We start from the raw sequence: 22,572 nt of genomic DNA on the forward strand, positions 1-22,572 counted from the left end.
AGCATCCGGAAGGAGCCCATCATGTTTACCCGTCACCTGTTGCTCGCCGCGTTGCTGGCGTTGCCGCAAATTCTGCAGGCCGCCGAAGCCCCGCCACCACCGCCCATGCCTGCCAACGCGGCTCCGGAAGGCGACGACAATGGGGCGGAAGTGCGCATCATCGAAAAGAAGGATGCGACCGTGGCCGAATACCGCATGCACGGCAAGCTCTACATGATGAAAGTCACCCCCAAGGTCGGCCCGCCGTACTACCTGGTCGATCGCGAAGGCAAAGGCCAGTTCACTCGCCGTGAAATGGGCCAGCCGCTGATCTCGCCGCCGCAATGGGTGCTGTTCGAATGGTAATGAACGGGTGATGCCGGTGGGGCTTTGCCTCATCGGTAAACCCGTTTGCGAGTCAGAATATTCTTGATGTACTTGATCGTCCGGCGCTTTTCCTCCACCTTCCTGTCCGAATCACCCAGTCCGAGTCAGAAATGTCCGTTTTCACCACCGTTACGCCGGAAGATCTGGCGCCCTTCCTCAAGCGCTACGCCATCGGTTCGCTGGTCGAGCTCAAAGGCATCGCAGCCGGCATCACCAATACCAACTACTTCCTGACCACCACGCACGGCCGCTACGTGCTGACCTTGTTCGAAACACTCAAGGCCGACGAGCTGCCGTTCTACGTGAACCTGCTGGCGCATCTGGCGCACCACGGCATTGCCTCCGCTGCGCCGATCGCCAACTTCAACGACGAATACGTCGACACGCTCAACGGCCGGCCCACGTTGCTGGTCAATTGCCTGCCCGGCTCGGTCGTCGATAGCCCCAGCGCTGTGCAGTGCGGCCAAGTCGGTGAAATGCTGGCTCAGATGCACCTTGCCGCGCATGGCTATCAAGGCCGGATGGAGAATCCGCGCGGCCCGGCATGGTGGGCGCATACCGCCGCGCAGGTGTATTCCTTCATGCCACCCGACGCAGCGCAACTGCTGAAGGACGAGCTGGCGTTGCAAGCCAAGCATCGCTATGACCAGCTGCCATCCGGCGTGGTCCATGCCGATCTGTTCCGCGACAACGTGTTGATGGAAGGCGATAAAGTCGGCGGTTTCATCGATTTCTACTACGCCTGCAACGACGTGCTGCTGTACGACGTGGCGATCACGCTCAACGATTGGTGTGTGCTGAACGGCGGCGATATCGACGCGACGCGCGCTCGTGCCCTGCTCGACGGTTATCGCAGCGTGCGCCCGTTTACCGCCGAGGAAATCGACGCCTGGCCGCTGATGCTGCGCGCTGCCGCGATCCGCTTCTGGACGTCGCGCTTGTATGACTTTTACAAGCCGGCGGCTGGTGAATTGACCTTCGCCAAAGACCCCCGCCACTTCCAGCTCGTGTTGAGCAAGCATGCGGCGCGGAAGGATTTCTGGATTGCTTAGCGGCTGTTTGAGCTTTCTAGTCCCCTCGCCCTCGCGTGCAAGGCTAAAGCCTTGCTCAGCTATTAAGTGGGAGAGGGTTAGGGAGAGGGTGCTTGCAAGGGAAGCTGCAGCTTGTACGACCCTCACCCCCGGCCCCTCTCCCACAAGTGGGCGAGGGGAGAAAGCGGAACAGGCTCTTTTCTTCTAGTTTGATTGCTAAAGCCGGACCCACCATGAACGCCCTCGATGCCCTCAGAAGCCTGCTTGGTCAGGATGCCGTCCTCACCGGCGAAGCCGCCGCGCCTTACCTGCTGGATCAACGCAAACGCTACCAAGGCACGGCGCTCGCCGTCGTTCTGCCGCGCTCGACCCGTGATGTGGCCGATGTGCTCACCCTCGCCAGCGAGCAGCGCATTCCGGTCGTGCCGCAGGGGGGCAACACCAGCCTGTGTGGTGCGGCCACGCCGGATCGCCACGGCAATGCGCTGGTCGTCTCGCTGGAGCGGATGAACCGGGTGCTGGAAGTCGATGCCGGCAACAACACCATCACCGTCGAAGCCGGCTGCACGCTGCTCGATGCCCGCAAGGCGGCGGCGGATGCCAATCGCTTGCTGGCGGCGCACTGGGCGGTGGATGGCCGAGTGCGGATCGGCGGTGCGCTGGGCACCAATGCCGGCGGTCTCAATGTGCTGCACTACGGCAATATGCGCGAGCAGACGCTGGGGCTGGAAGCCGTCTTGCCGGATGGCCGCGTGCTGGATAGTTTGCGTGGCCTGCGCAAAGACAGCAGCGGTTATGACCTCAAGCAATTGTTCGTCGGCTCCGAAGGCACGCTCGGCGTGATCACCAAGGCCGTGCTGCGGCTCAACAACCGGCCGACCGCCGTCGCGACTGCGCTGGTGCCGGTGACGGACGTGCAAGCCGCCATCGACCTGTTGCGCAACCTGCAAACGACCGCCGGCGATCGCGTGACCTCGTTCGAGCTGATCTCGCGCCGTTGCTGGGAGCTGATCGCCGAACATTGCCCGGAGCTGCCCGCGCCGTTCGTCACCTTGCCAGCGTGGTGCGTGCTGCTGGAGCTGTCCGATGCTGGCGATTCGGCCGATTTGCGTGTCCGTTTGGCGCAAGCTTTGCTGAGCCTGGGTCTCGCCGATGCTGCACAAGTTGCCCAATCGCCAGAGCAGGCGGCCGGCTTCTGGGCCTGGCGCGAAGCGATTCCGGAAGCGCAAAAGCGGCGCGGCGTCTCGATCAAGCACGATATCGCCGTGCCGATCTCCGCCATTCCGGCGTTCCTCAAGGAAGCCGAGACGGCACTCAAGGCGGCTTACGCGGATGCCGACATCGTCGCCTTTGGCCATGTCGGCGACGGCAATCTGCACTACAACCTGTTCCGCGATGACGTCAGCAAAGCAGCCTACGAGGTCGAGCCGCAGGTCAACGCCTGCGTCTACAAGGTGGTCGAGCGCTACCACGGCACCATCAGTGCCGAACACGGCATCGGCCAGCTCAAACGCGATCTGTTGCCGCAATTCAGATCGGACGTGGAGATGGAACTGATGCGGGCGCTGAAGAAGTTGTTCGACCCGCAAGGGATCATGAACCCGGGCAAGGTTTTGTAAGCAGCGATTCGCCCCTGCGCTTTCACCCCTCACCCCCGACTTCCCTCCGCCGGTCGTCACTGTAAGCCTCTACCTTTCAAGATGTGCTAACAACAGATGAGTCGTGCCCGCCCTTGCTACCGTGACCGGGTAGCAAGGCGGGTTATTGGCGTTGCGACGCCGCGATTCATTTCGCTATTCGCCCAGCTGTTCACTCCAATTCAATCCAATTTGCTGCAACGCGCTTCAACTTGGGGGAGGAAAGGCAAGCGTGACTCATCCTGGCGAGTGGGGCATCGGCCCGCATCAACTGCATGTTGATCCACTGGCGGATTGCCTCGTCGAACTGACCCGGATCCACGGGCAGGCGTGGACACGTGCGGAGCTGATCGCCGGCCTGCCGCTGGTCGAGAACTTGCTCACGCCCTCTTTGCTGCCACGTGCGGCAGCGCGGGCCGGGCTGGCGGCGCGGTTGACGCGGCGCTCGCTGGATGGTCTGCCGCCAAGGTTGTTGCCGGCGATTCTGCTGCTCAAGGATAAACAAGCCTGCATCCTGCTCGAATGGCTGCCGGATGGCAGCGCCCGCGTGCGCTGGCCCGAAGCTGGCGAGAGCGCCGAAACGATTGCGCATGATGTGCTGGTTGCCCGCTACAGCGGCATCGCGATCTTCGTGCGACCCCGCTTCCGTTTCGAGGCGCGTGCGCCGGAGCTGACCTCCGCCCGCACCCATCATTGGTTCTGGAGCGTGGTGCTGGCCAACTGGCGGCTCTATCGCGATGGGTTGCTGGCGGCGCTGCTGATCAACACCTTCGCGCTGGCCCTGCCGCTGTATTCCATGAATGTGTACGACCGCGTGGTGCCGAATCACGCGGTGGAAACGCTGTGGGTGCTCGCCATCGGCGCGGTCATGGTGATGTCGTTCGATTTCACCCTGCGCACCGTGCGCGGCTATATCGTCGATCTGGCCTCCAAGCGTATCGACGTGACCTTGTCGGCGCTGATCATGGAGCGCGTGCTGGGCATCCGCATGGCCAACCGGCCGGCATCGGTCGGCTCTTTCGTCGCCAATCTGCATAGCTTCGAATCGGTGCGTGATTTCATCGCCTCGGCCTCGATCACCGCCCTGATCGACATGCCGTTCGTCTTGCTTTTCCTGCTGGTACTGATGTGGCTGTCGCCGTGGCTGCTGGTCACGCCGATCACCGGCATGGTCATCGTCATCGTGTTCACCTGGCTGACCCAGGGCAAGATGCACGAGCTGGTCGAGATCAGCCAACGCGCCAGCGCCCAGCGCAACGCCACGCTGGTGGAAAGCGTGGCCGGCATCGAGACCGTCAAGACCCAGCAGGCGGAATCGACCTTCCAGCGTCGCTGGGAACATACCTCGCTGTTCCTGGCGCAGGTCAGCAGCCGGCTCAAGCTGCTATCGACCACCACGGTCAACTTCACTTCGACTGTCACGCAATGGGTCAACGTCATCACCGTGATCGCCGGCGTGTATCTGCTGACCGACAACCAGCTCTCGCTCGGCGGCATCATCGCCGCCACCATGCTCTCCAGCCGGGTGATGGCGCCGTTCGGTCAGGTGGCTGGCCTGTTGCTGCAGTACCAGAATGCGCGCACGTCGCTCTCCAGCATCGAGACCTACATGAAGCTGCCGATCGAGCGGCCGACCGATGCCAGCCTGTTGTTGCACGAGCACATGCAAGGCGGCATCGAATTCCGCAATGTGACCTTTGCCTATGGCGACAACCCGCCAGTGCTCAAGGGCATCTCTTTGCGCATCCGGCCGGGCGAAAAAGTCGCGGTGATCGGTCGGGTGGGCTCGGGGAAGACCACGCTGGAGAAACTGGTGCTCGGGCTCTATCAACCCGACGAAGGCGCGGTGCTGATCGACGGCATCGATTGCCGCCAGCTCGATCCGGCCGACCTGCGCCGCCACATCGGCCACGCGCCGCAAGACCCGATCCTGTTCTACGGCAGCCTGCGCGATAACGTCGCCATGGGCGCACCGTTCGCCGATGACGAAATGACACTGGCCGCCGCGCAGTTGGCTGGCGTGAGCGACTTTGCCGACGCCCATCCGCATGGTTACGAAATGCTGATCGGCGAGCGCGGCGAATCGCTCTCCGGCGGGCAGCGCCAGGCGGTATCGCTGGCGCGGGCCGTGCTCAGCGATCCGGCCATCCTGCTGCTCGATGAGCCGACCAGCTCGATGGATCACCTGTCGGAAGAACGGCTGAAAGTGCGGCTACGGCCGTATATCTCCGGCAAAACCATGCTGCTGGTGACACACCGCACCTCGCTGCTCGATCTGGTCGACCGCCTGATCGTGCTCGACAACGGGGCCATCGTGGCCGACGGCCCCAAGGAACTGGTGGTCGAGGCGCTCAAGCAAGGCCGGGTCGGACGCGGCGAGTGAGGATGAGATGGTCAAGCGAACGCGCATCTCGGTCTGGTTCAGCCGCCTGCTGTGGGGGCCGGAAGCGGCAGACCCGTGGCACGAAGGCGATTTCATCGGGGATGCCGACTGGGCCATCGCCCAGCAGGAGCCGCGTGGCGCCAGCACGCTGATCTGGCTCGCCGCCGCCGCGTTAGGCGCCTTGTTGCTCTGGGCCGGCTTATCGCCGATCGACGAAGTGGCGCGTGGCGAAGGCAAGGTCATCCCGTCCCGGCAGGTGCAGATCGTGCAGAGTCTCGACGGCGGCGTGGTCTTGCAGATCCTGGTGCAGGAAGGTCAACAGGTCGAAAAAGGGCAGATGTTGCTCAAGCTCGACCAGACACGCTTCATGTCGTCGCTGAAGGAAAACCGCGCCCAATACCTGTCGCTCAAGGCCAAGGCGGCGCGGCTGGATGCGGTGGCGAGCGGCAAGCCGTTCGAGCCGCCGCCCGAAGTGGTCGCCGAAGCGCCCAGCCTGATTCCGCAGGAGCAATCGCTGTATTTCTCCAAGCGCGCCGAACTCGATGCCAGCATCGGCGTGGCGCGGCAGCAGTTCGCGCAGCACAGTCAGGAAATGTATGAAGTGCGCGCCCGGCGCGATCAGGCGGCGCAAAGCTACGATCTGACCGTGAAAGAGCTGGAAGCCACCCGGCCGCTGCTCAAGAGCGGCGCGGTATCGGATGTCGATATCCTGCGGCTGGAGCGCGATCTGGCGCGTTTTCGCGGCGAGCGCGATTCGGCCGCCGCCCAATTGCCACGCATCCAGTCGGCCATCGCCGAAGCCAGCGCCAAGATCAGCGAGGTTGAGCTCACCTTCCGCAATCTGGCCAAGGCGGAGTTGTCCGAAACGCTGGGCAAGCTGGCCAGCCTGACCGCCGGCAGCGTAGGGCTGCAGGATCGGGTCACGCTTTCCGACATCCGCTCGCCGGTGCGCGGCACGGTCAAGACGCTGTTTTTCAACACCGTGGGTGGTGTGGTGCAGCCCGGCAAGGACGTGATCGAGATCGTGCCGACCGACGACGCGCTATTGCTCGAAGCGCGCATCCTGCCGCGCGATATCGCTTTCCTGCATCCCGGCGAAAAAGCGCTGGTCAAGTTCACCGCCTATGACTTCGCCACCTACGGCGGGCTGGACGCCACGCTGGAACACATCTCGGCCGACACCGTGACCGACGACAAAGGCAACGCCTTCTACGTCGTTCGCGTGCGCACCAAGAACGCCTTCATCGGCGAAAAGAAGCTGCCCATCATCCCCGGCATGGTCGCCGAGGTGGACATCCTCACCGGCAAGCGCTCCATCCTGACCTACCTGCTCAAACCGGTGCTGCGCGCCAAGGCCAACGCGCTGACGGAGCGGTGATGGAGCCATGAGCCGTGGTCAATCATTCGCCCCTCACCCTCGTCACCATCGATCCGGTGCTGGTCACCCACTGGCGACACGCCGCCGAGAACTTCGACGTTTGCGCCGCCCTGCGCCCCAGCGAAGCCGGTCCGCTCGCGCTGGTCGATCTGGCGCTGCCCGGCCTGCCGCCGCTGGATGACCCGCACTGGCGCTTGTGGACGTCGACCCGCCATATCGTCATCGGCAGCAGCATGCCCAGCGATCTGGAAAACCTGCGCGCCCTGCAAGCCGGCGCCCGCGGCTACGGCCACGCCTATGCGCCGGTCGAGTTCTGGCATCAGGTACTGGAAGTGGTGGCCGACGGCGGTGCGTGGGTCGGGCCGGTGGTGCTGCAGCAGCTGATCCAGACCATGACGCGTAACGACGTGCCGGAACCCGGCGACTGGCAAGCCCACGTCACCGACCGCGAGGCCGAAGTGGCGCGGCTGGTGGCGATCGGCGCATCCAACAAAGACATCGCCCGCGCGCTCGATATCACCGAACGTACCGTCAAAGCCCACCTCACCGCCTTGCTCGCCAAGCTGCACGTGGCGGATCGGCTGCAGCTGGCGCTGAAGGTGAATGGGATTCGGTGATGGGCCTGCAGTCCCATAGGGCGGGTCGTTTGACCCGCGCGGAGCGATGTGCGAGTCGATGGGAGATCGCGGGTTACGCCTTTGGCTAACCCGCGCTACGGCGCTTGTGAACGGGTCCCGGCTGGGGGCAATGCTCCTTGTGACGGTCCCCCCGGCCGGCAAAGCCGTCCGGGCTACATTTCACAATGGCGTGAACATTCCACTCGCTCAGCGTTGTCTGAAGCACCTTCGACGCAACCTTGTGAGATACGGCGGAATGCCCTCTGGGTGTTCCGCCCTACGGCGCTGCCGTAACCTGCCCCATATCTGTCTGGTTTATTGGATAGACCCATTCCCATCCGAGCTAAGGATCTGCCGATTCGTACCGTTCAACACCCTCACCGGGGCAACGGAGCAGGGCTAGTCAAGTAGGCTTGGAACAGGCGCGCGAACTGTCCGCCATCTGTCGTGATGTTTGCCGAGGTACTTCCGCCGCCACTGAATACGATCGCAAACACACCGATGGCGGTGTACTGCGTCGGGTGTGTGAGCATGTAGTGGACATGGTTGTCCCGGTAGTGGCCGGGACTGCCACCGGAGGTTGTCGAGGGCACCCCCATCGGCGTTTGCCAAAACAATATGGGCAGATTGCCGAGGATGCTTCGCGTGGTGCTCCATTTGGCAAGGCTCTGACTGTAGTTGGGTGTCGTGACGTTGTTTTCGTCCCAGTAGAACGGTCCATTGCCGCGCCCCGCACACTCAGACACTGGCGATGCGATTTCCATGCAACCGGCATCACGATCGCTCGTCTGCGCCACGATGAAGTCGGCCTTGTCTGCACCAAGTTTCGCCATGAAGGTGCCGACACTGGTTGCATCTTGTCCGAAGAAGGACGGCGGAAACCCGATCTTCGCCTTGGGCGCGTAGGTCCGCCCGAGCGTCAACAGGCATCCCGCAATGCCTGCGGCGGTATCCGGTTGGCTCGCGCATTCCGTCGTCATGCTCACGCGTGCCGGTAACTTTGCAGGGTCGCCGCCGGGTGCCGTTGCCTGGACGTAGCCCCAAAAGTCCGGTTCGAGGTTGACCAGCGTGGCTTGGCCCGTCGCGCCAATCTTCTGGTACATCAACTTGGCTTGTGCCCAGTAGCTGGCCATGAACGTCGCGTCGTTGATGCCGCTGATGTTTCCGTCGCCGTTGGCGGCCATCTGGTACAGCGTGAACATGGGCACGGCGCCGATGGCCTTGTCGTTCGCGGAGACATAGGTGACATAGCTCCCGGCGGGGCTGTTCCATGTCGGCCATGAACCGCTGCCCACCCCTACAAGGTACGTATCGATGATGTCCGGGTGAATCTGCTGGCTCGTCATGTCCGAGATCGCGTTGCCGGCGCCCAAGCCGCCGAGAAGCCGATTGGGCAAGCCAAGCGCTGTGTTAATCGACGGTGCAGACGATGGCGTTGGCGTTGGCGCCGACGCGGCCGTCGCGTCGGGGCTTGTCGACGACGACCCGCCTCCGCCGCAGGCGGCGATGCCTGCGCACAGGAAGGCGATCGCGATGAAGCGGGCATGGGACGTGGTATTCAGTGCCGGTGGCATTTCTTTCCTTCGGGTGAAACTGTCTTGTGACGAGGCAAGCAATGCCGTTCTTTGCCAAAGGCTACTGTCGCTCGCAGGGCAGCACAACTGGGAAGCCGTAGGGTTAAAGCCTTAGGGTCAGCGCGTAGGGCGCAATACCCGTAGGGCATTGCGCCGCACCTTCGACGCAACATGGTGAGATACGGCGGAACGCCCTTTGGGTGTTCCGCCCTACAACTCTGTGTTCTCTGTGGTTCAAGTTTGGGTTCGAGCTAAACGCCAAACCGCGTGAACATTCCACTTGCTCAGAGTTGTCTGAAGTCACGCTCGACACCCTTTACTAAGCTGGCGCATCCCGTTTTCTCCCCGATCCGGATTGCGCCTTGCCCGCTACCCTCATCCGCGCTGACCGACTCACCCCCCACCTCTATCCGCGCGTCGAAGATCCTCGGCACCTGCCGCTTTTCAGCATCGCAGTTGCGGCCCGCAACACCTTCGACCACACGTGCAGCCATCTCAACGACCACGAATTGGTCGAGCAACTCGCCAGCGGGCAAATCTTCTATTTGAGCGACACCACCGCCCGCAATCCGCTCTTCCTGCGCAAGGAAAACCCCCCGTTCAAGCTCGCCGCCAACAAATCACCCCATGACGAATCGCAACGTCCACGCATGGGCGCAGACGACTGGAAGCCCTCGCTTGCCGCCGCGCACGACCTGCAAGCCGGCCTCCACGCCGTCCTGTACCGTCATCTGAACCCGCTGGCGAACTGGCCGCCACCCATTCCCCGCCGCGATTCCAGCCCGTGGCCGACCCGGCTGACCGACCCCAACATGCCCAAGAACCCCGCGCCCTACGACGACTTGCCGGATTTGGTGCAAGAGGCAATCAGGGTTGCCAAGGCCGCCAGACGGCCGGTGGTGACGGGGTTGGGGGATGAGGTGGATCAGTTGGCGGTGTCGTCGGCGACGTTGCAGCGGGATTTGCGGGCGCTGTTGGGGGAAGGGTGGGACATACGATATGGGGCCTCGGGAAGAGGGTCGTGGATGAGGTATGAGCGTAAGGAAATTGTTTTAGATGGCAGCTTGCAAGGGAGTCCCATATCTGCTGTGCAGGTTTTATCTCATGAAGTTGGCCACGCCTTATATCCCCTGGAGGCTGACGTTTCCAACCGAGAGAAATATATCAACGGCAAGTTAGACAATGAGGGTGCCGCTACTCTCAAAAATATTGAGGTCCAACGTGAAATTCTTGCTGACTCTGGTGTTGATATCGGTATTGCCGGGCGAAACGCGAATATTTCTGGATACAACGCCGCGTATGATCGATACAAACGAACAGGTAATGCCCCCGCAGCAAGAGAGGCAATTGGCAATATCTACCGCCGAGACGAAAATGCTTCTGGCTCGGGCCTATCCTATGAAACCTATTACGGAGACGACTATGACCGATGCTGTGGACATTGATATCACTGCAGCAAAGAAAAGAGTCTTCGACTTTGTTGATTCATTTCATGCTGCCATTGCAGCACAAAATATCCAACAAATTGAGCAGGTGACGGGCGCGCTCATTTTGAATAAGAGAAATAAATATTGGCGCAACTTTGTGTTTGAAGTGATACGGCTGCCGGGGAGCGTTACGATCTCTCCAGGCCGCATTGCCAGCAACGGAAACAGGATAGAAATATTTGGGTACTTCAATATCTCCGGGGTGTGCATTACTCGTGAAGAAGTTTGGCTGCGGTATGGAAGACTACCTGTGATAGAAACTCCTCGCCCGAATGCTCCTGACTCTGAAATTGTCTATGTTGCTTCATTTGAGACAAGCAAGCTGACCTTTGGCTTCGCTCAACAAAGTCCTAATTGTTTGGGCTCTGTAGGAGCAGCAATCCTCAACCCACCCCCATACCCATTCGGCAAACCAGATTAAACAAGGCCCGATCCTACGGGCGTCTTTCCGCCTACAGCGCCTCCCCACCCGCCCAACGGCAGTTTTCCTGTACTTCCGTACAATATTTTCCGCCATGTCACACGCATAAGCTGGAAGCGTCCCTATCTGCCTGTGCGGAGTTCATCATGGCCACCCCAGCTGCTCAAGCCACTCTGGTTCGCCTTAACGGTCACGTGTTCATCCGCGATGCAGCGGGCCATGTCACCGAACTCAAGCCGGGCGATGTCATTCATCAGGATCAGGTGCTGGTGACCGATCCGGGCAGCGATGCCGCGTTGTTGATGCCCAACGGCACAACGCAGGACATCGGGCCCGATCGCTCGGTGTTGCTGGATGCCCAATTCCTGGGGATGACGCCGGTCGATACGGTCGATGCGGCGCTCAAGTCGCTGGATCAAAGTGCTGCCGCGCAGGTGTCGCAGATCATTGCGCAAGGCGGTGACCTGTCTACGCAACTGGAATCCGCGGCGGCCGGTTTGGGCGGGGGCGGGGCGGATGCTGGCGCGAACAGCGGCCACACCTTCATACAACTGACCCGGATTGATGAAAGCGCCGGCGGGGTATCGTTCGACTTTAACGGTGGGGCAGGCCCATCGGCCAATGGTCTGGCGCTGAACACCGTCACCGGGCAGCCGAATCAGGCACCCACGGCCGTGAACGACAATGCGGTGCCCGATGCCGAGGGCGATAAGCTGACCACGCCGGAAGACACGCCGCTGAGCATCGCGCCGATTGTCTTGCTGGCCAACGACTCTGATCCGGATGGCGACACGCTGACCATCGTCAGCGTGCAAGGCGCAACGCACGGCACGGTGGCGCTCGATACCACTGGCCACGTGATCTTTACGCCGGACGCCAACTTCAACGGCGCGGCCAGCTTTACCTACACCATCAGCGACGGCCACGGCAACACGTCGACCGCGACGGTCGATCTCATCGTCACGCCGGTCAATGACGTGGCCACCGTGACCAATGATGCGGGTGTGGTCAAGGAAGATACGCCGGCACAAACCGTTGCCAGCGGTCATGTGGTCGTGACCGATGCGGACGTCGGCCAGGCGGTAGCCATTCCCAATACCGTCACCAATGACTACGGCACCTTCCATGTCGATGCCAATGGCGATTGGACTTTCACCATCAACAACGCCAGCCCGATCGTGCAAGCCCTCGCGGCGGGCGATAGCGTGCCGCTCACCTTCGATGTGACCAGTGTCGATGGCACCGGTCACGGTACGGTCAGCATCACGGTGCTGGGCACCAATGACATTGCCACGGTGACCAATGATGCTGGCGTCGTGAAGGAAGACACGCCGACGGAAGCCGTTGCCAGTGGTCACGTCATCGTGACCGACGTCGATCATGATCAGGCTGCGCTGATTCCGACCACGGTCACCAACGACTACGGTACCTTCACCGCCCATGCCGATGGCACCTGGAGCTTCACCATCAACAACGGCAGCCCGGTGGTGCAGGCACTGGCCGAGGGCGACAGCGTGCCGCTCAGCTTTGATGTGACCAGTGTCGATGGCACCGGCCACGGCACGGTCAGCATCACGGTGCTGGGTACGAACGACATCGCCGTCGTCGGCCAAGGTGCAGACGACGTGGGTTCCGGTGTGGTCAAGGAAGACACGCCGGCCGAAACCGTTGCCAGCGGCCATCTGACTGTTACCGATGTCGATCACGGCCAAGCCGCGCTGATCCCGACCACGGTCACCAACGATTACGGCACCTTCACTGCCCATGCGGATGGCAGCTGGAGCTTCACCATCAACAACGCCAGCCCGCTGGTGCAACAGCTGGGTGCGGATGAAAGCACCAGCTTCAGCTTCCCGGTGACGAGCGTCGATGGCACTGGTCATGGCACGGTATCGATCACCGTACTCGGCACCAACGATGTGCCGGTGATCAGTGGCGAACACATCGGTGCGGTCACGGAAGATAACGGCGCGCCGGATGCGGACGATTTCCAACCTACCCTCTTCGAAGGCGAAGGCCCGTTCCTGCCACCGCCAACGCCGGCTCCCATCACGGTGTCCGGCCAGCTTACTGAAACGGATGTCGATATCCACGACACGCATAGCTGGAGCGTGGTCGGCCCGGATCATGCCACCTATGGCAGCTTTAGCGTCGATGACACCGGCAAGTGGACGTTCGTGCTGGACAACAACGCAGCACAAGCGCTTGCGCAGGATGAGAAAGCCACCGAGACGTTCACGGTGCAAGTCGATGACCATCACGGCGGCATCGCCACGCAAGACGTCACCATCACCATCACCGGCGTGAACGATATCGCCGTGGTCGGCCACGGCAAGGACGATGTGGGATTTGGTGTGGTCAAGGAAGATACGCCGGATCAAAGCGTGGCGAATGGTCACCTGACCGTGACTGATCCTGACCACGGCCAATCGCTGCTGGTGCCGCAATCGGTCACCAACGACTACGGGACGTTCCACGCTGATGCCAATGGCGACTGGAGCTTCACCATCAACAACGACAGCTCGCTGGTGCAACAGCTGGGTGCGGACGAAAGCACCAGTTTCAGCTTCCCGGTCACCAGTGTCGACGGCACCGGTCATGGCTTCGTCACTGTTACCGTACTAGGCACCAACGATGTACCGGTGATCAGCGGCGAACACACTGGCGCGGTGACGGAAGATAACGGCGCGCCGGATGCGGACGATTTCAAACCTACCCTTTTCGAAGGCGAAGGTGAAGGCCAGTTCGTGCCACCGCCAACGCCGGCTCCCATCACGGTGTCCGGCCAGCTCACCGAAACGGATGTCGACATCCACGACACACATAGCTGGAGCGTGGTCGGACCGGATCACGCCACCTATGGCAGCTTCAGTGTCGACGACACCGGCAAGTGGACTTTCCTGCTGGATAACAACGCCGCGCAGGCGCTTGCGCAGGATGAAAAAGCCACCGAGACCTTCACCGTGCAGGTCGACGACCATCACGGCGGCATCGCCACGCAGGACGTCACCATCACCATCACTGGCGTGAACGATATCGCCGTGGTCGGCCAAGGTTCGGAAGACGTGGGTTCTGGTGTGGTCAAGGAAGATACGCCGGAGCAAAGCGTGGCGAACGGTCACTTGACCGTGACGGACCTCGACCACGGGCAGTCTGCGCTGACGCCGACCACGGTCACCAACGACTACGGGACGTTCCATGCCGATGCCAATGGCGACTGGAGCTTCACCATCAACAACGACAGCTCGCTGGTGCAACAGCTGGGTGCGGACGAAAGCACCAGCTTCAGCTTCCCGGTCACCAGTGTCGATGGCACCGGTCATGGCTCGGTCGAGATCACCGTGTTGGGTACCAACGATGTGCCGGTGATCAGCGGTGAACACACTGGCGCGGTCACGGAAGATAACGGCGCGCCGGATGCGGACGATTTCCAACCCACCCTTTTCGAAGGCGAAGGCCAATTCCTGCCACCGCCAACGCCAGCCCCCATCACGGTGTCCGGCCAGCTCACCGAAACGGATGTCGATATCCACGACACGCATAGCTGGAGCGTGGTCGGACCGGATCACGCCACCTATGGCAGCTTCAGTGTCGACGACACCGGCAAGTGGACTTTCCTGCTGGATAACAACGCCGCGCAGGCGCTTGCGCAGGATGAAAAAGCCACCGAGACCTTCACCGTGCAGGTCGACGACCATCACGGCGGTATCGCCACCCAAGACGTCAGCATCACCATCACCGGCGTGAACGATATCGCGGTGGTCGGCCAGGGCTCGGAAGACGTGGGTTCTGGCGTGGTCAAGGAAGACACGCCGGATCAAAGCGTGGCGAACGGTCACCTGACCGTGACGGACCTCGACCACGGCCAATCGCTGCTGGTGCCGCAAACGGTCACCAATGACTACGGCACCTTCCATGCCGACGCCAATGGCGACTGGACTTTCACCATCAACAACGACAGCCCGCAGGTGCAGGCGCTGGCTGAAAACGACAGCGCATCGCTGCATTTCGATGTGACCAGCGTCGATGGCACCGGCCACAGCACCGTCGACATCACGGTGCTGGGCACCAGCGATGTCAGCACGGTGAGCGATGACTCCGGCGTGGTCACGGAAGATACGCCGGCTGAAACCGTCGCTACGGGTCAAGTCTTCGTGACCGACGACGAGCACGCCGAATTGGCGCTGACGCCGACCACGGTCACCAACGACTATGGCACCTTCACCGCCAATGCGGACGGTACGTGGAGCTTCACCCTCAACAACGACAGCCCGCAGGTGCAAGCGCTGACTTCGGAAGATAGTGTGGCGCTTAACTTCGACGTCACCAGCGTCGATGGCACCGGTCACGGCACGGTATCGATCACCGTGCAGGGCATCAGCGATGTCAGCGCGGTGAGTAACGACTCCGGCGTGGTCACGGAAGATACGCCGGCTGAAACCGTTGCCACCGGCCACGTGGTCGTAACCGACGACGAGCAGGCCGAATCGGCGCTGACGCCGACCACGGTCACCAACGATTACGGCACCTTCACCGCCAATGCCGACGGCACGTGGAGCTTCACCCTCAACAATGACAGCGCGGTGGTGCAAGCGCTGACCTCGGAAGATAGCGTGGCGCTCAACTTCGACGTCACCAGCGTCGATGGCACCGGCCACGGCACGGTATCGATCACCGTGCAGGGCAGCAGCGATGTCAGCACGGTGAGCAGCGATTCCGGCGTGGTCAGGGAAGACAGCAGCAATGGTGATAAAGAAGGCGGCGACGACGAAGGTAAGGACGGCAGCGATGAGGGCGACAAAGACGGCAATTCGGAAGGTGACAAGGGTGGGGCTGACGATGACAACGTCGGCTCATCGGCCGGATTGGTCGCCACCGGTCATGTGACCGTGACCGACGACGAACACGCCGAAGCTGCGCTGACCCCCACCACGGTGACGAATGAGTACGGCACCTTTGTCGCCAACGCGGATGGCACGTGGCGCTTCACCCTCAACGACAGTAGCCCGACGGTCGAAGCCTTGGGCACCGGCGCCAGCGTGTTGTTGCACTTCGCGGTCACGAGTGTCGATGGCTCCGGGCACGGGGTGGTCGATATCACGGTGCTGGGGACGAGCGATGCGCCGGTGGTGCAGGCGGAAAGCAACGTCACCCTCTCCGAGGAAGCATTGCCGCATGGCAATCCGGATACGCCAGCGGATGCGACCGACGTTGCCGTCATGTCCGGCCACTTTGCGATTACGGATGTGGATTCGACCACCTTCAGCCTCAAGTTCGCCGCGCCGAGCAGTGCACTGACTTCAGGCGGCGAGGCCATTGTCTGGTCGGGCGCGGGCACCGGTGTATTGATCGGTACGGCGCACGGTCAGGAAGTCATCCACATTGCGCAAACCGATACCCACGGTGGTTATCAAGTAACGCTGGGAGGACCGATCGACCAGCCGGCAGGCACGGAAGTCACGACGAGCTTTGCCGTCGGCGTCACGGTGGACGATGGCATGAATAACCCCACCGCCACGTCCACGCTCACGGTCAACGTCGAGGACGATGCGCCGGTTGCCATGATCACCAACGGCCTGGTGCAGAACACCGCCGATACCGTGCTGGCTGGCACGCTCGCCAGCATCGGCGCGGACAACATCGGCGCACACGTGACCTTGAGCGGTACGCCGCCCACCGGGTTGACGTCGGAAGGCGATGCAGTGACGTACAGCTTGTCCGCCGACCATAGCGTGCTGACCGCCAAGGCGGGTGAGGACACGGTATTCACCTTGTCCGCGCTCGCGGATGGCACCTACCTGTTTGATCAATCCAGATTGCTCGATCTCTCGGTCGTCAGTTCTGGCCTGCAAGCCGATGTGCACGCCGGTGGCCCTGAACCGGCTTACTACGTGTATCTCGATGGCTCGTTCGGTTCGGTGGAAAGCGCCAAGGATTGGGTCGTGAAGATCACCGGCTCGGACGAGATCAACCCGAGCGCACAAGGCATCGGGGTAGGCAACAACCTGTTCCAGACCGGTGAAACGATGCACCTGAAGTTCGATGCCACGGGTGCGAGCACGGTGGGCCACGGCATTCCGGACCTCATGTACGCGGCCAAGATCGGCGTAGCCGACGTCGGCGAACACAGCGACTGGACGGTGACCTGGACGGCGCATTTCACCGATGGCTCCGCTACATCCGGCACGGTAACGGCAGCGAGTCTCGACCACGGCACGTTCAAGATCACCTCGCCAACCGGCCTATTCCTCGATCACGTCGATCTGAGCGCCGGGGCGGACACATCGGTGCGGATCAACTCGTTGACCACCTACTTGTATGACGACGCGCACGCCAGGGATCTGCCGTTCGCCTTCACCGCGCATGACGGTGATGGTGATTCGACCACGGGCGTGTTCCATATCACCGAGCAGAACGCGGGCCTGTTGGTGGGCGATTCGACCCATACCGCGCTGGCAGGCGGAGGCCACGACACGCTGATCGGCAGCGCGGCCAACGACATCCTGATCGGCGGCGAAGGCGATGAAACCTTGACGGGCGGATTGGGCGCGAACGTCTTCAAATGGCTGCCGGATGACCACACCTCGGTCACCCCACCCAAGGATACCGTGACCGATTTCCATAGCAGCCAGCACGATGCGCTCGACCTGCGCGATCTGCTGACCGGCGTCAACTGGGCCAACACCAACCATGAAGCCTTGGCCACGGTGCTGGATAACTACCTGCATCTGACCGAAAACGGTGCCGGCACAACCGTCACGGTCAAGGCTGGCGGCACGTCGGTTACGCAGGTGATCGTGCTGCAAGGCGTGGCCGACCTGATCGACACCGGGCACGACACATCGCATGCAGCGATCAAGTACATGCTCGATAACGACTTGCTCAAGCACGGTTAAGGAAAGTGGGCGTGACGTTAAACCGGCAGGCCTGACCTGCCGGTTTTTTGTGGGCAGGACGACGTTCATGGTTCATGCAGCCCGGAGGGCTTGGCGACATTTGCTATTCCAATGGCATCGGCTATCAACAATGAGTACCGCCAGCCGGGTACCGTTTATCGGGCTGGTGCGTCGCGATTTGTTTGCAACCCATCCTGAGGAGTCGCCAATTGACCGCCCCTGTTTACCTTCCCGATCGCACTTTCGTCGTCACGCACGTCAATGGCAATTACCTGGTGCGCGGCAACGAGCCGTTGCTGGCGGATGAGAAGACCTTTGCCTACGACGCGCTGAACACCCGGCTGCAAGCGCTGATTGGCGGAACATTCAATCTGACCCATTACAAGCTGATCGACATCCCGCTGATCGATGACAACCCCAACAGCGAGCGGGCACTGCTGGAGGCCGAGTTCAAGGCCTATGGCATCACCCCCACCCAATTCGATGCGACGTTCCCGTGGCCGCAAAGCTGGCCGCCGGCACTCGATCCCAAACTCAACCTGACCACGCAATACGGCACCAGCGTGTCCGGGCATCCGGGCGCCATCATCTGGTATCCAGTGCAAGGCTGTACCAGCATGTCGAACTGCGCGCTGGTGGAGCCGACCCAATTCAAGTTCACCCAGTTGGTCGTCCTGCTGCACACGCTGCTGCACGCCACCACCAAGACGGTGATCTATTACCACTGCGAGCACGGCCATGACCGCACCAGCGCCCTGACCGCGGCCTACATGATGAAGTACATGGGCAAGAGCCTGAACGACGTGCTGACCGAGGGGCCACCCAACGGTGCCAAGGCGTTCAAGCACCATTGGGAGCCGACCTACAAGCAACTGGTGGAGTACTACTACGCCACCGTGATCAACCCGCCCGCACCATCCCCCACGCCAACTCCCGCACCGTCTGCCGATCCGGCCTGAGTGGCTTAACCCCTTATGAACCAAGGGCTCATCGGGCGCTTGCCTTGGTCGAGCGCCTGATGCCGGGTGATCCATAGCCCGAGCCACGACACCCCCGCGGCAGCGCAACGCCACCGTGGAATCAACAACGAGGAAGAACAATGGCTTCATTGACCGTGCAGTTCACCAATAACAGCGGCGTGGACGATAGCCTGGTGTCGATCGGCTTCGTGCCGGGCGCATCCAACGCCGGCTTCACCATTCAGAACGTTTCCGACCAAACCGCGCTGCTGCCGCTGAATATCGCCAGCGATGGCACCTACCCATTCAACGGCAACTGGTATGCGCTCAGCGCGCTGCCGAAAGGCGTGACGATCAGCGCCTTCAGCGGCCGTGTGTACGTGGCCTATGGCCCCGAATGGGCGGTAGAGGGTGCGGGCTACGAGCCGGCGCAAGCCGTCACCGATCCCAATTTCTACTTGCGCTATGACAAGCTGGAAATGACCTTCACCGGCCAGCCGGCCGACGTCGCCAACCTGACCAGCATCGATTACTGGAGCATCCCGCTGTCGCTCACCACCAGTTCAAGTGGCACGGCGGTGCAGACGGTATCCGGCCTGTTGGGCAGCACCACCGCGCAGAACGTGTTCGATGCACTCAATCCCCTGACCACGCCACCGGTATCGGGCGTGACCGGGCCGGGCGGCACCGACGGTGCGCCACTGCCGGCGCTGGTGCCCGGCGACTTCCTGCAGTACGGCAGCGGGCCGGTGCCTGGCACCACCTTCGCGCGCCTGATCGGGCCGTCCTCCTACCCGCCGATCCAGCCGGTATCGATCCCGGTCACGCCGTACGACACCTGGCAGGATTACCTGCAATATTTGGCGACTACCTTCGGGCCCGGCACCACGCTTGGTGCAGTCGTGCCCACCCTGGGCAATGGCGTGATCGCCACCATTGCCGGCCAGTTCGCCGGCGTTGGTCCCAATCCGCCAGCCACCGGCCCGCTCAGCCCGCAAAGCTACAACCTCAGCGCCACCATCGACGCGAATCTGGACATCACCCTCACCGGCACACTGGGCGGTATCAGCGGCACCACCACGATGCTTTACAAGGTGGCCGATCTGACCAACCCATCCGGCATCTACGGCGGCAACACGCCGTACTACCTCAATGGCGCGACCAGTTCTACTAATCCGGGCAACGATGTATACGGCTGGGTAGGCGGAGACTTGTTCTCTGGCCTGAACATCGGCGCGGTAGGCAGCACCACCATCGTCGACAGCGGCAGCAAATCGATGATGGTGGGCTCGCTCAACAGCCAGCAGTGGTTTGGGCTGGCCAGCAGCCAGTTCTTCGCCGGCCTGCAAAGCAGCACCTACTACAACCAGTGGGCCGCCACGCTGGCGCCATTGTCGCAGGCTTATAACTTCGCCTACTCCGACCGCTTCGCCGCTGTCTTCGCCAGCCTGAACCCGGCTAAGGTGGATACGCTGACCATCACGCTGGAAGGGGCGGCGGTGGATATGGGCAGTTAAAGGCGCAGGCTTGCCGGCAGGCGGAGGCCCGACCACGCGCCTTTTTGCGTCGACGCCGGGCCGGCCACTGCCGGCGTCCCGCCCAAAACCCCCGACGCCGGAGCCCTCCCCCTCCGACGACGCATCAAATAGGGGCGACGTCGGCGTTAAAAGGGCCGAGGTCGGGGGGCCAGGGCTCCGGCGTCGCATAAAAAAGCGGCAATGCCGGAGCCCTAGACCTCGGTCGTCGGGCGAAAAACGGCCTGCGTCGGCGCTCAAAGGTCCGGCGACGCCCCTATTTGGTGCGTCACCGGCGGTTTTTCATCCGACGCCGGGGGTTTTAGGTGGGATGCCCGAGCAGGAACGTGCGCGCTTGGGGGTGTTTGGTGGACGCACGCCAAGCAATGGGCCAGCTACCGCCCAATTCCACCCGACGGCGTCAGTCGAGTGGGGGTGCCCGTCCAATGGATCAGGGAGGCCGCATGTGTAGGATGGGTTGAGCGCTGGTAGCGCGGGTTAGCCGCGAGGCGTAACCCGCAAATTCTGTGGGCTCGCCATACATTCCCCTGCGCGGGTCAAACGACCCGCCCTACCCGCTAGCAGTCTCCGTAGCCCGGACGGCTTGCCGGCCGGGGTTGGTTCACTTGCTTATGCCTGTGGCGCTTGCCTGCATGGCTACCCCGGCCGGCAAAGCCGTCCGGGCTACGTGCTGTCGCGGTCGCCGTATTGACCAAGCCCCGTAGCGCGGGTTAGCCGCGAGGCGTAACCCGCAAATTTTGTGGGCTCGCCATACATCCCCCTGTGCGAGTCAAACGACCCGCCCTACTCGCTAGCAGTCTCCGTAGCCCGGACGGTTTACCGGCCGGGGTTGGTTCACTTGCTTATGCCTGTGGCGCTTGCCTGCATGGCTACCCCGGCCGGCAAAGCCGTCCGGGCTACGTGCTGTCGCGGTCGCCGTATTGACCAAGCCCCGTAGTGCGGGTTAGCCGGGAGGCGTAACCCGCAAACGTTGTGAGCTCGCCATACATCCCCCTGCGCGGGTCAAACGACCCGCCCTACTCGCTGCCTTGACCAAGCCGGAGCGGCTGGGATACTTTCAAGGCGTCGCGTTCAATAGCGCGACCGGGTTTGACGACCCGAACACACAAGCGGACAGCCGCTTTCAGCGGCTTTTTGTCTGCAACACCCGTGGTGCGTCTTCAGTGGCGGGCCGGGGTGGGGGCACCTTCGGGTGCGCCGGTTCTTGTGTGCCGGTTCGTCAAACCCACCTTGCGCCCGCCCCCTTCGTTTGACGACGAAAGGGGCGGGGTTAGTCCGCACACACAAGAGGTCTCACCATGTCACATACCCCTCAAGGAACCCCTGCACCTCCCGACCCCGGTCATCTCATCGCCCAAGCTCGCGATGGCTTTGCCGAACTGGATCAGATTTTTACCATCCTCACTTCCCTGATCGACCAGCGCAGCATCGGCTACCAATTGGCACGCGATGGACGCCGGCTGGCCGAGCGACACCATTCGGCAATGCAAGTGCCGTTCACGGATCGTCGCATCACAGCCTCACTCAGCACGCGTTATGCGCGTATTGGTGGTCAACATGGCTGAACTACACCGCATCCCCGTCCCGCCCAAGCTTGCTGTCGATGATTTCAACCATATCGCCGACATCGGCCTGGATCGCATCGCCCAATTAGGCTGCGTATTTCGGGCCATGGTCGGCATCGCCGAGCCGGAATCTGATCTGCATGCGCTGGCAAGGGTTGGCGTCTATCTGGCGGAAGAATGGCATTTCGGGCTGGATACAACCCGCTACGAGACGGTGCAGCGGCTTGGCGTGACGCCATCCACGAATCGGATGACGGATCGGCGTTAACCACCGTGCGGTGGATATGATGGTGGGCCAGCGCAGCTAAACGCGCTGGCCTTTTCAGTTTTTGCCGGTCTTGGTAGGTTGGTGTTGAGCGCAGCGAAGCCCAACGATCTTGGCGATTCGCGCATGGCGAGTGTTGGGCTGCATTTCATTTAGCCCAACCTACGGCCAAGGTCGTTTCATTTCAATGTTCAGCAAATGCGTAGATACCGTCTTGCCCGTCAATCACTGAACGCAAAATCGGGCTGATAAGGCTTCTGTGTTTTGAGTACGCCAAAGCACAGGTGCACCAGCTTGCGCATGGCAGCGCCCAGCGCCGATTTCTTCGCCTTGCCGCGCGCCAGCAGCCGCTCGTAGTGCGCCTTGATGTCCGGGTTGTAGCGGATCGCCACCACCGCCGCCATGTACAGAACAGCCCGCACCCGCGCCGGGCCGGCTTTGGACAGGCGGGACGGCCC

15 protein-coding genes are annotated in these 22,572 nt (G+C 62.0%); 13 read left to right on the forward strand and 2 right to left on the reverse strand.

Annotation, left to right across the window (positions count from 1 at the left end):
* Positions 1–21: 21 nt before the first annotated feature.
* The 6 genes from BR41_RS19455 (at position 22) to BR41_RS19480 (ending at position 7,412) form a co-directional block, all read left to right on the forward strand.
* Entirely contained in the window at positions 22–345 is a 324-nt protein-coding gene (locus BR41_RS19455; RefSeq protein WP_035060431.1) for a DUF2782 domain-containing protein, read from the forward strand.
* 131 nt (positions 346–476) lie between these two features.
* Positions 477–1,418 (forward strand): homoserine kinase, encoded by a 942-nt coding sequence (locus BR41_RS19460; protein WP_035060434.1) that lies wholly within the window; start codon positions 477–479, stop codon positions 1,416–1,418.
* Positions 1,419–1,630: 212 nt separating this feature from the next.
* On the forward strand, positions 1,631–3,016 hold the full coding sequence (locus BR41_RS19465; protein ID WP_035060437.1) for an FAD-binding oxidoreductase: 1,386 nt from the start codon (positions 1,631–1,633) through the stop codon (positions 3,014–3,016).
* Between the two features lie 250 nt (positions 3,017–3,266).
* Entirely contained in the window at positions 3,267–5,417 is a 2,151-nt protein-coding gene (locus BR41_RS19470) for a type I secretion system permease/ATPase (protein ID WP_035060440.1), read from the forward strand.
* A 7-nt stretch (positions 5,418–5,424) separates the two neighbouring features.
* Positions 5,425–6,795 (forward strand): HlyD family type I secretion periplasmic adaptor subunit, encoded by a 1,371-nt coding sequence (locus tag BR41_RS19475; protein WP_051711404.1) that lies wholly within the window; start codon positions 5,425–5,427, stop codon positions 6,793–6,795.
* Positions 6,796–6,809: 14 nt separating this feature from the next.
* Positions 6,810–7,412, forward strand: a complete 603-nt coding sequence (locus tag BR41_RS19480) for a response regulator transcription factor (RefSeq protein ID WP_051711406.1) — start codon at positions 6,810–6,812, stop codon at positions 7,410–7,412.
* 377 nt (positions 7,413–7,789) lie between these two features.
* Here the strand turns inward: BR41_RS19480 and BR41_RS19485 are convergent, their stop codons facing one another.
* Positions 7,790–8,986 (reverse strand): hypothetical protein, encoded by a 1,197-nt coding sequence (locus BR41_RS19485; protein ID WP_156970804.1) that lies wholly within the window; start codon positions 8,984–8,986, stop codon positions 7,790–7,792.
* Between the two features lie 362 nt (positions 8,987–9,348).
* Here BR41_RS19485 and BR41_RS19490 point away from each other — a divergent pair, with 362 nt between their 5' ends.
* The 7 genes from BR41_RS19490 (at position 9,349) to BR41_RS19510 (ending at position 22,117) form a co-directional block, all read left to right on the forward strand.
* Positions 9,349–10,431, forward strand: a complete 1,083-nt coding sequence (locus BR41_RS19490) for a hypothetical protein (RefSeq protein ID WP_035060443.1) — start codon at positions 9,349–9,351, stop codon at positions 10,429–10,431.
* Positions 10,409–10,894: a hypothetical protein gene (locus BR41_RS24355; protein ID WP_156970805.1), complete on the forward strand. Its 486-nt coding sequence runs from the start codon at positions 10,409–10,411 to the stop codon at positions 10,892–10,894. The genes BR41_RS19490 and BR41_RS24355 overlap by 23 nt, the downstream gene beginning before the upstream one ends.
* Positions 10,895–11,040: 146 nt before the next feature.
* A complete protein-coding gene (locus tag BR41_RS19495) occupies positions 11,041–17,790 on the forward strand; it encodes a retention module-containing protein (protein WP_035060446.1) in 6,750 nt (2,249 codons plus the stop codon).
* A gap of 209 nt (positions 17,791–17,999) precedes the next feature.
* Positions 18,000–18,749 carry a protein-tyrosine phosphatase family protein gene (locus BR41_RS19500; protein WP_035060450.1) on the forward strand — a complete coding sequence of 250 codons (750 nt, stop codon included), beginning with the start codon at positions 18,000–18,002 and terminating at the stop codon, positions 18,747–18,749.
* 140 nt (positions 18,750–18,889) lie between these two features.
* On the forward strand, positions 18,890–20,266 hold the full coding sequence (locus tag BR41_RS19505) for a beta-1,3-glucanase family protein (RefSeq protein WP_035060453.1): 1,377 nt from the start codon (positions 18,890–18,892) through the stop codon (positions 20,264–20,266).
* A 1,316-nt stretch (positions 20,267–21,582) separates the two neighbouring features.
* Positions 21,583–21,849 carry a hypothetical protein gene (locus BR41_RS24360; protein ID WP_156970806.1) on the forward strand — a complete coding sequence of 89 codons (267 nt, stop codon included), beginning with the start codon at positions 21,583–21,585 and terminating at the stop codon, positions 21,847–21,849.
* Positions 21,842–22,117, forward strand: coding sequence for a hypothetical protein (locus tag BR41_RS19510; RefSeq protein WP_156970807.1), 276 nt, complete (start codon positions 21,842–21,844; stop codon positions 22,115–22,117). The genes BR41_RS24360 and BR41_RS19510 overlap by 8 nt, the downstream gene beginning before the upstream one ends.
* Before the next feature lie 218 nt (positions 22,118–22,335).
* Here the strand turns inward: BR41_RS19510 and BR41_RS19515 are convergent.
* Positions 22,336–22,572: transposase (locus tag BR41_RS19515; protein ID WP_156970808.1), on the reverse strand; the 237-nt coding region annotated here is incomplete at its 5' end.

Origin of the sequence: Andreprevotia chitinilytica DSM 18519, from assembly GCF_000711875.1 — a bacterium.
Lineage (GTDB): Bacteria > Pseudomonadota > Gammaproteobacteria > Burkholderiales > Chitinibacteraceae > Andreprevotia > Andreprevotia chitinilytica.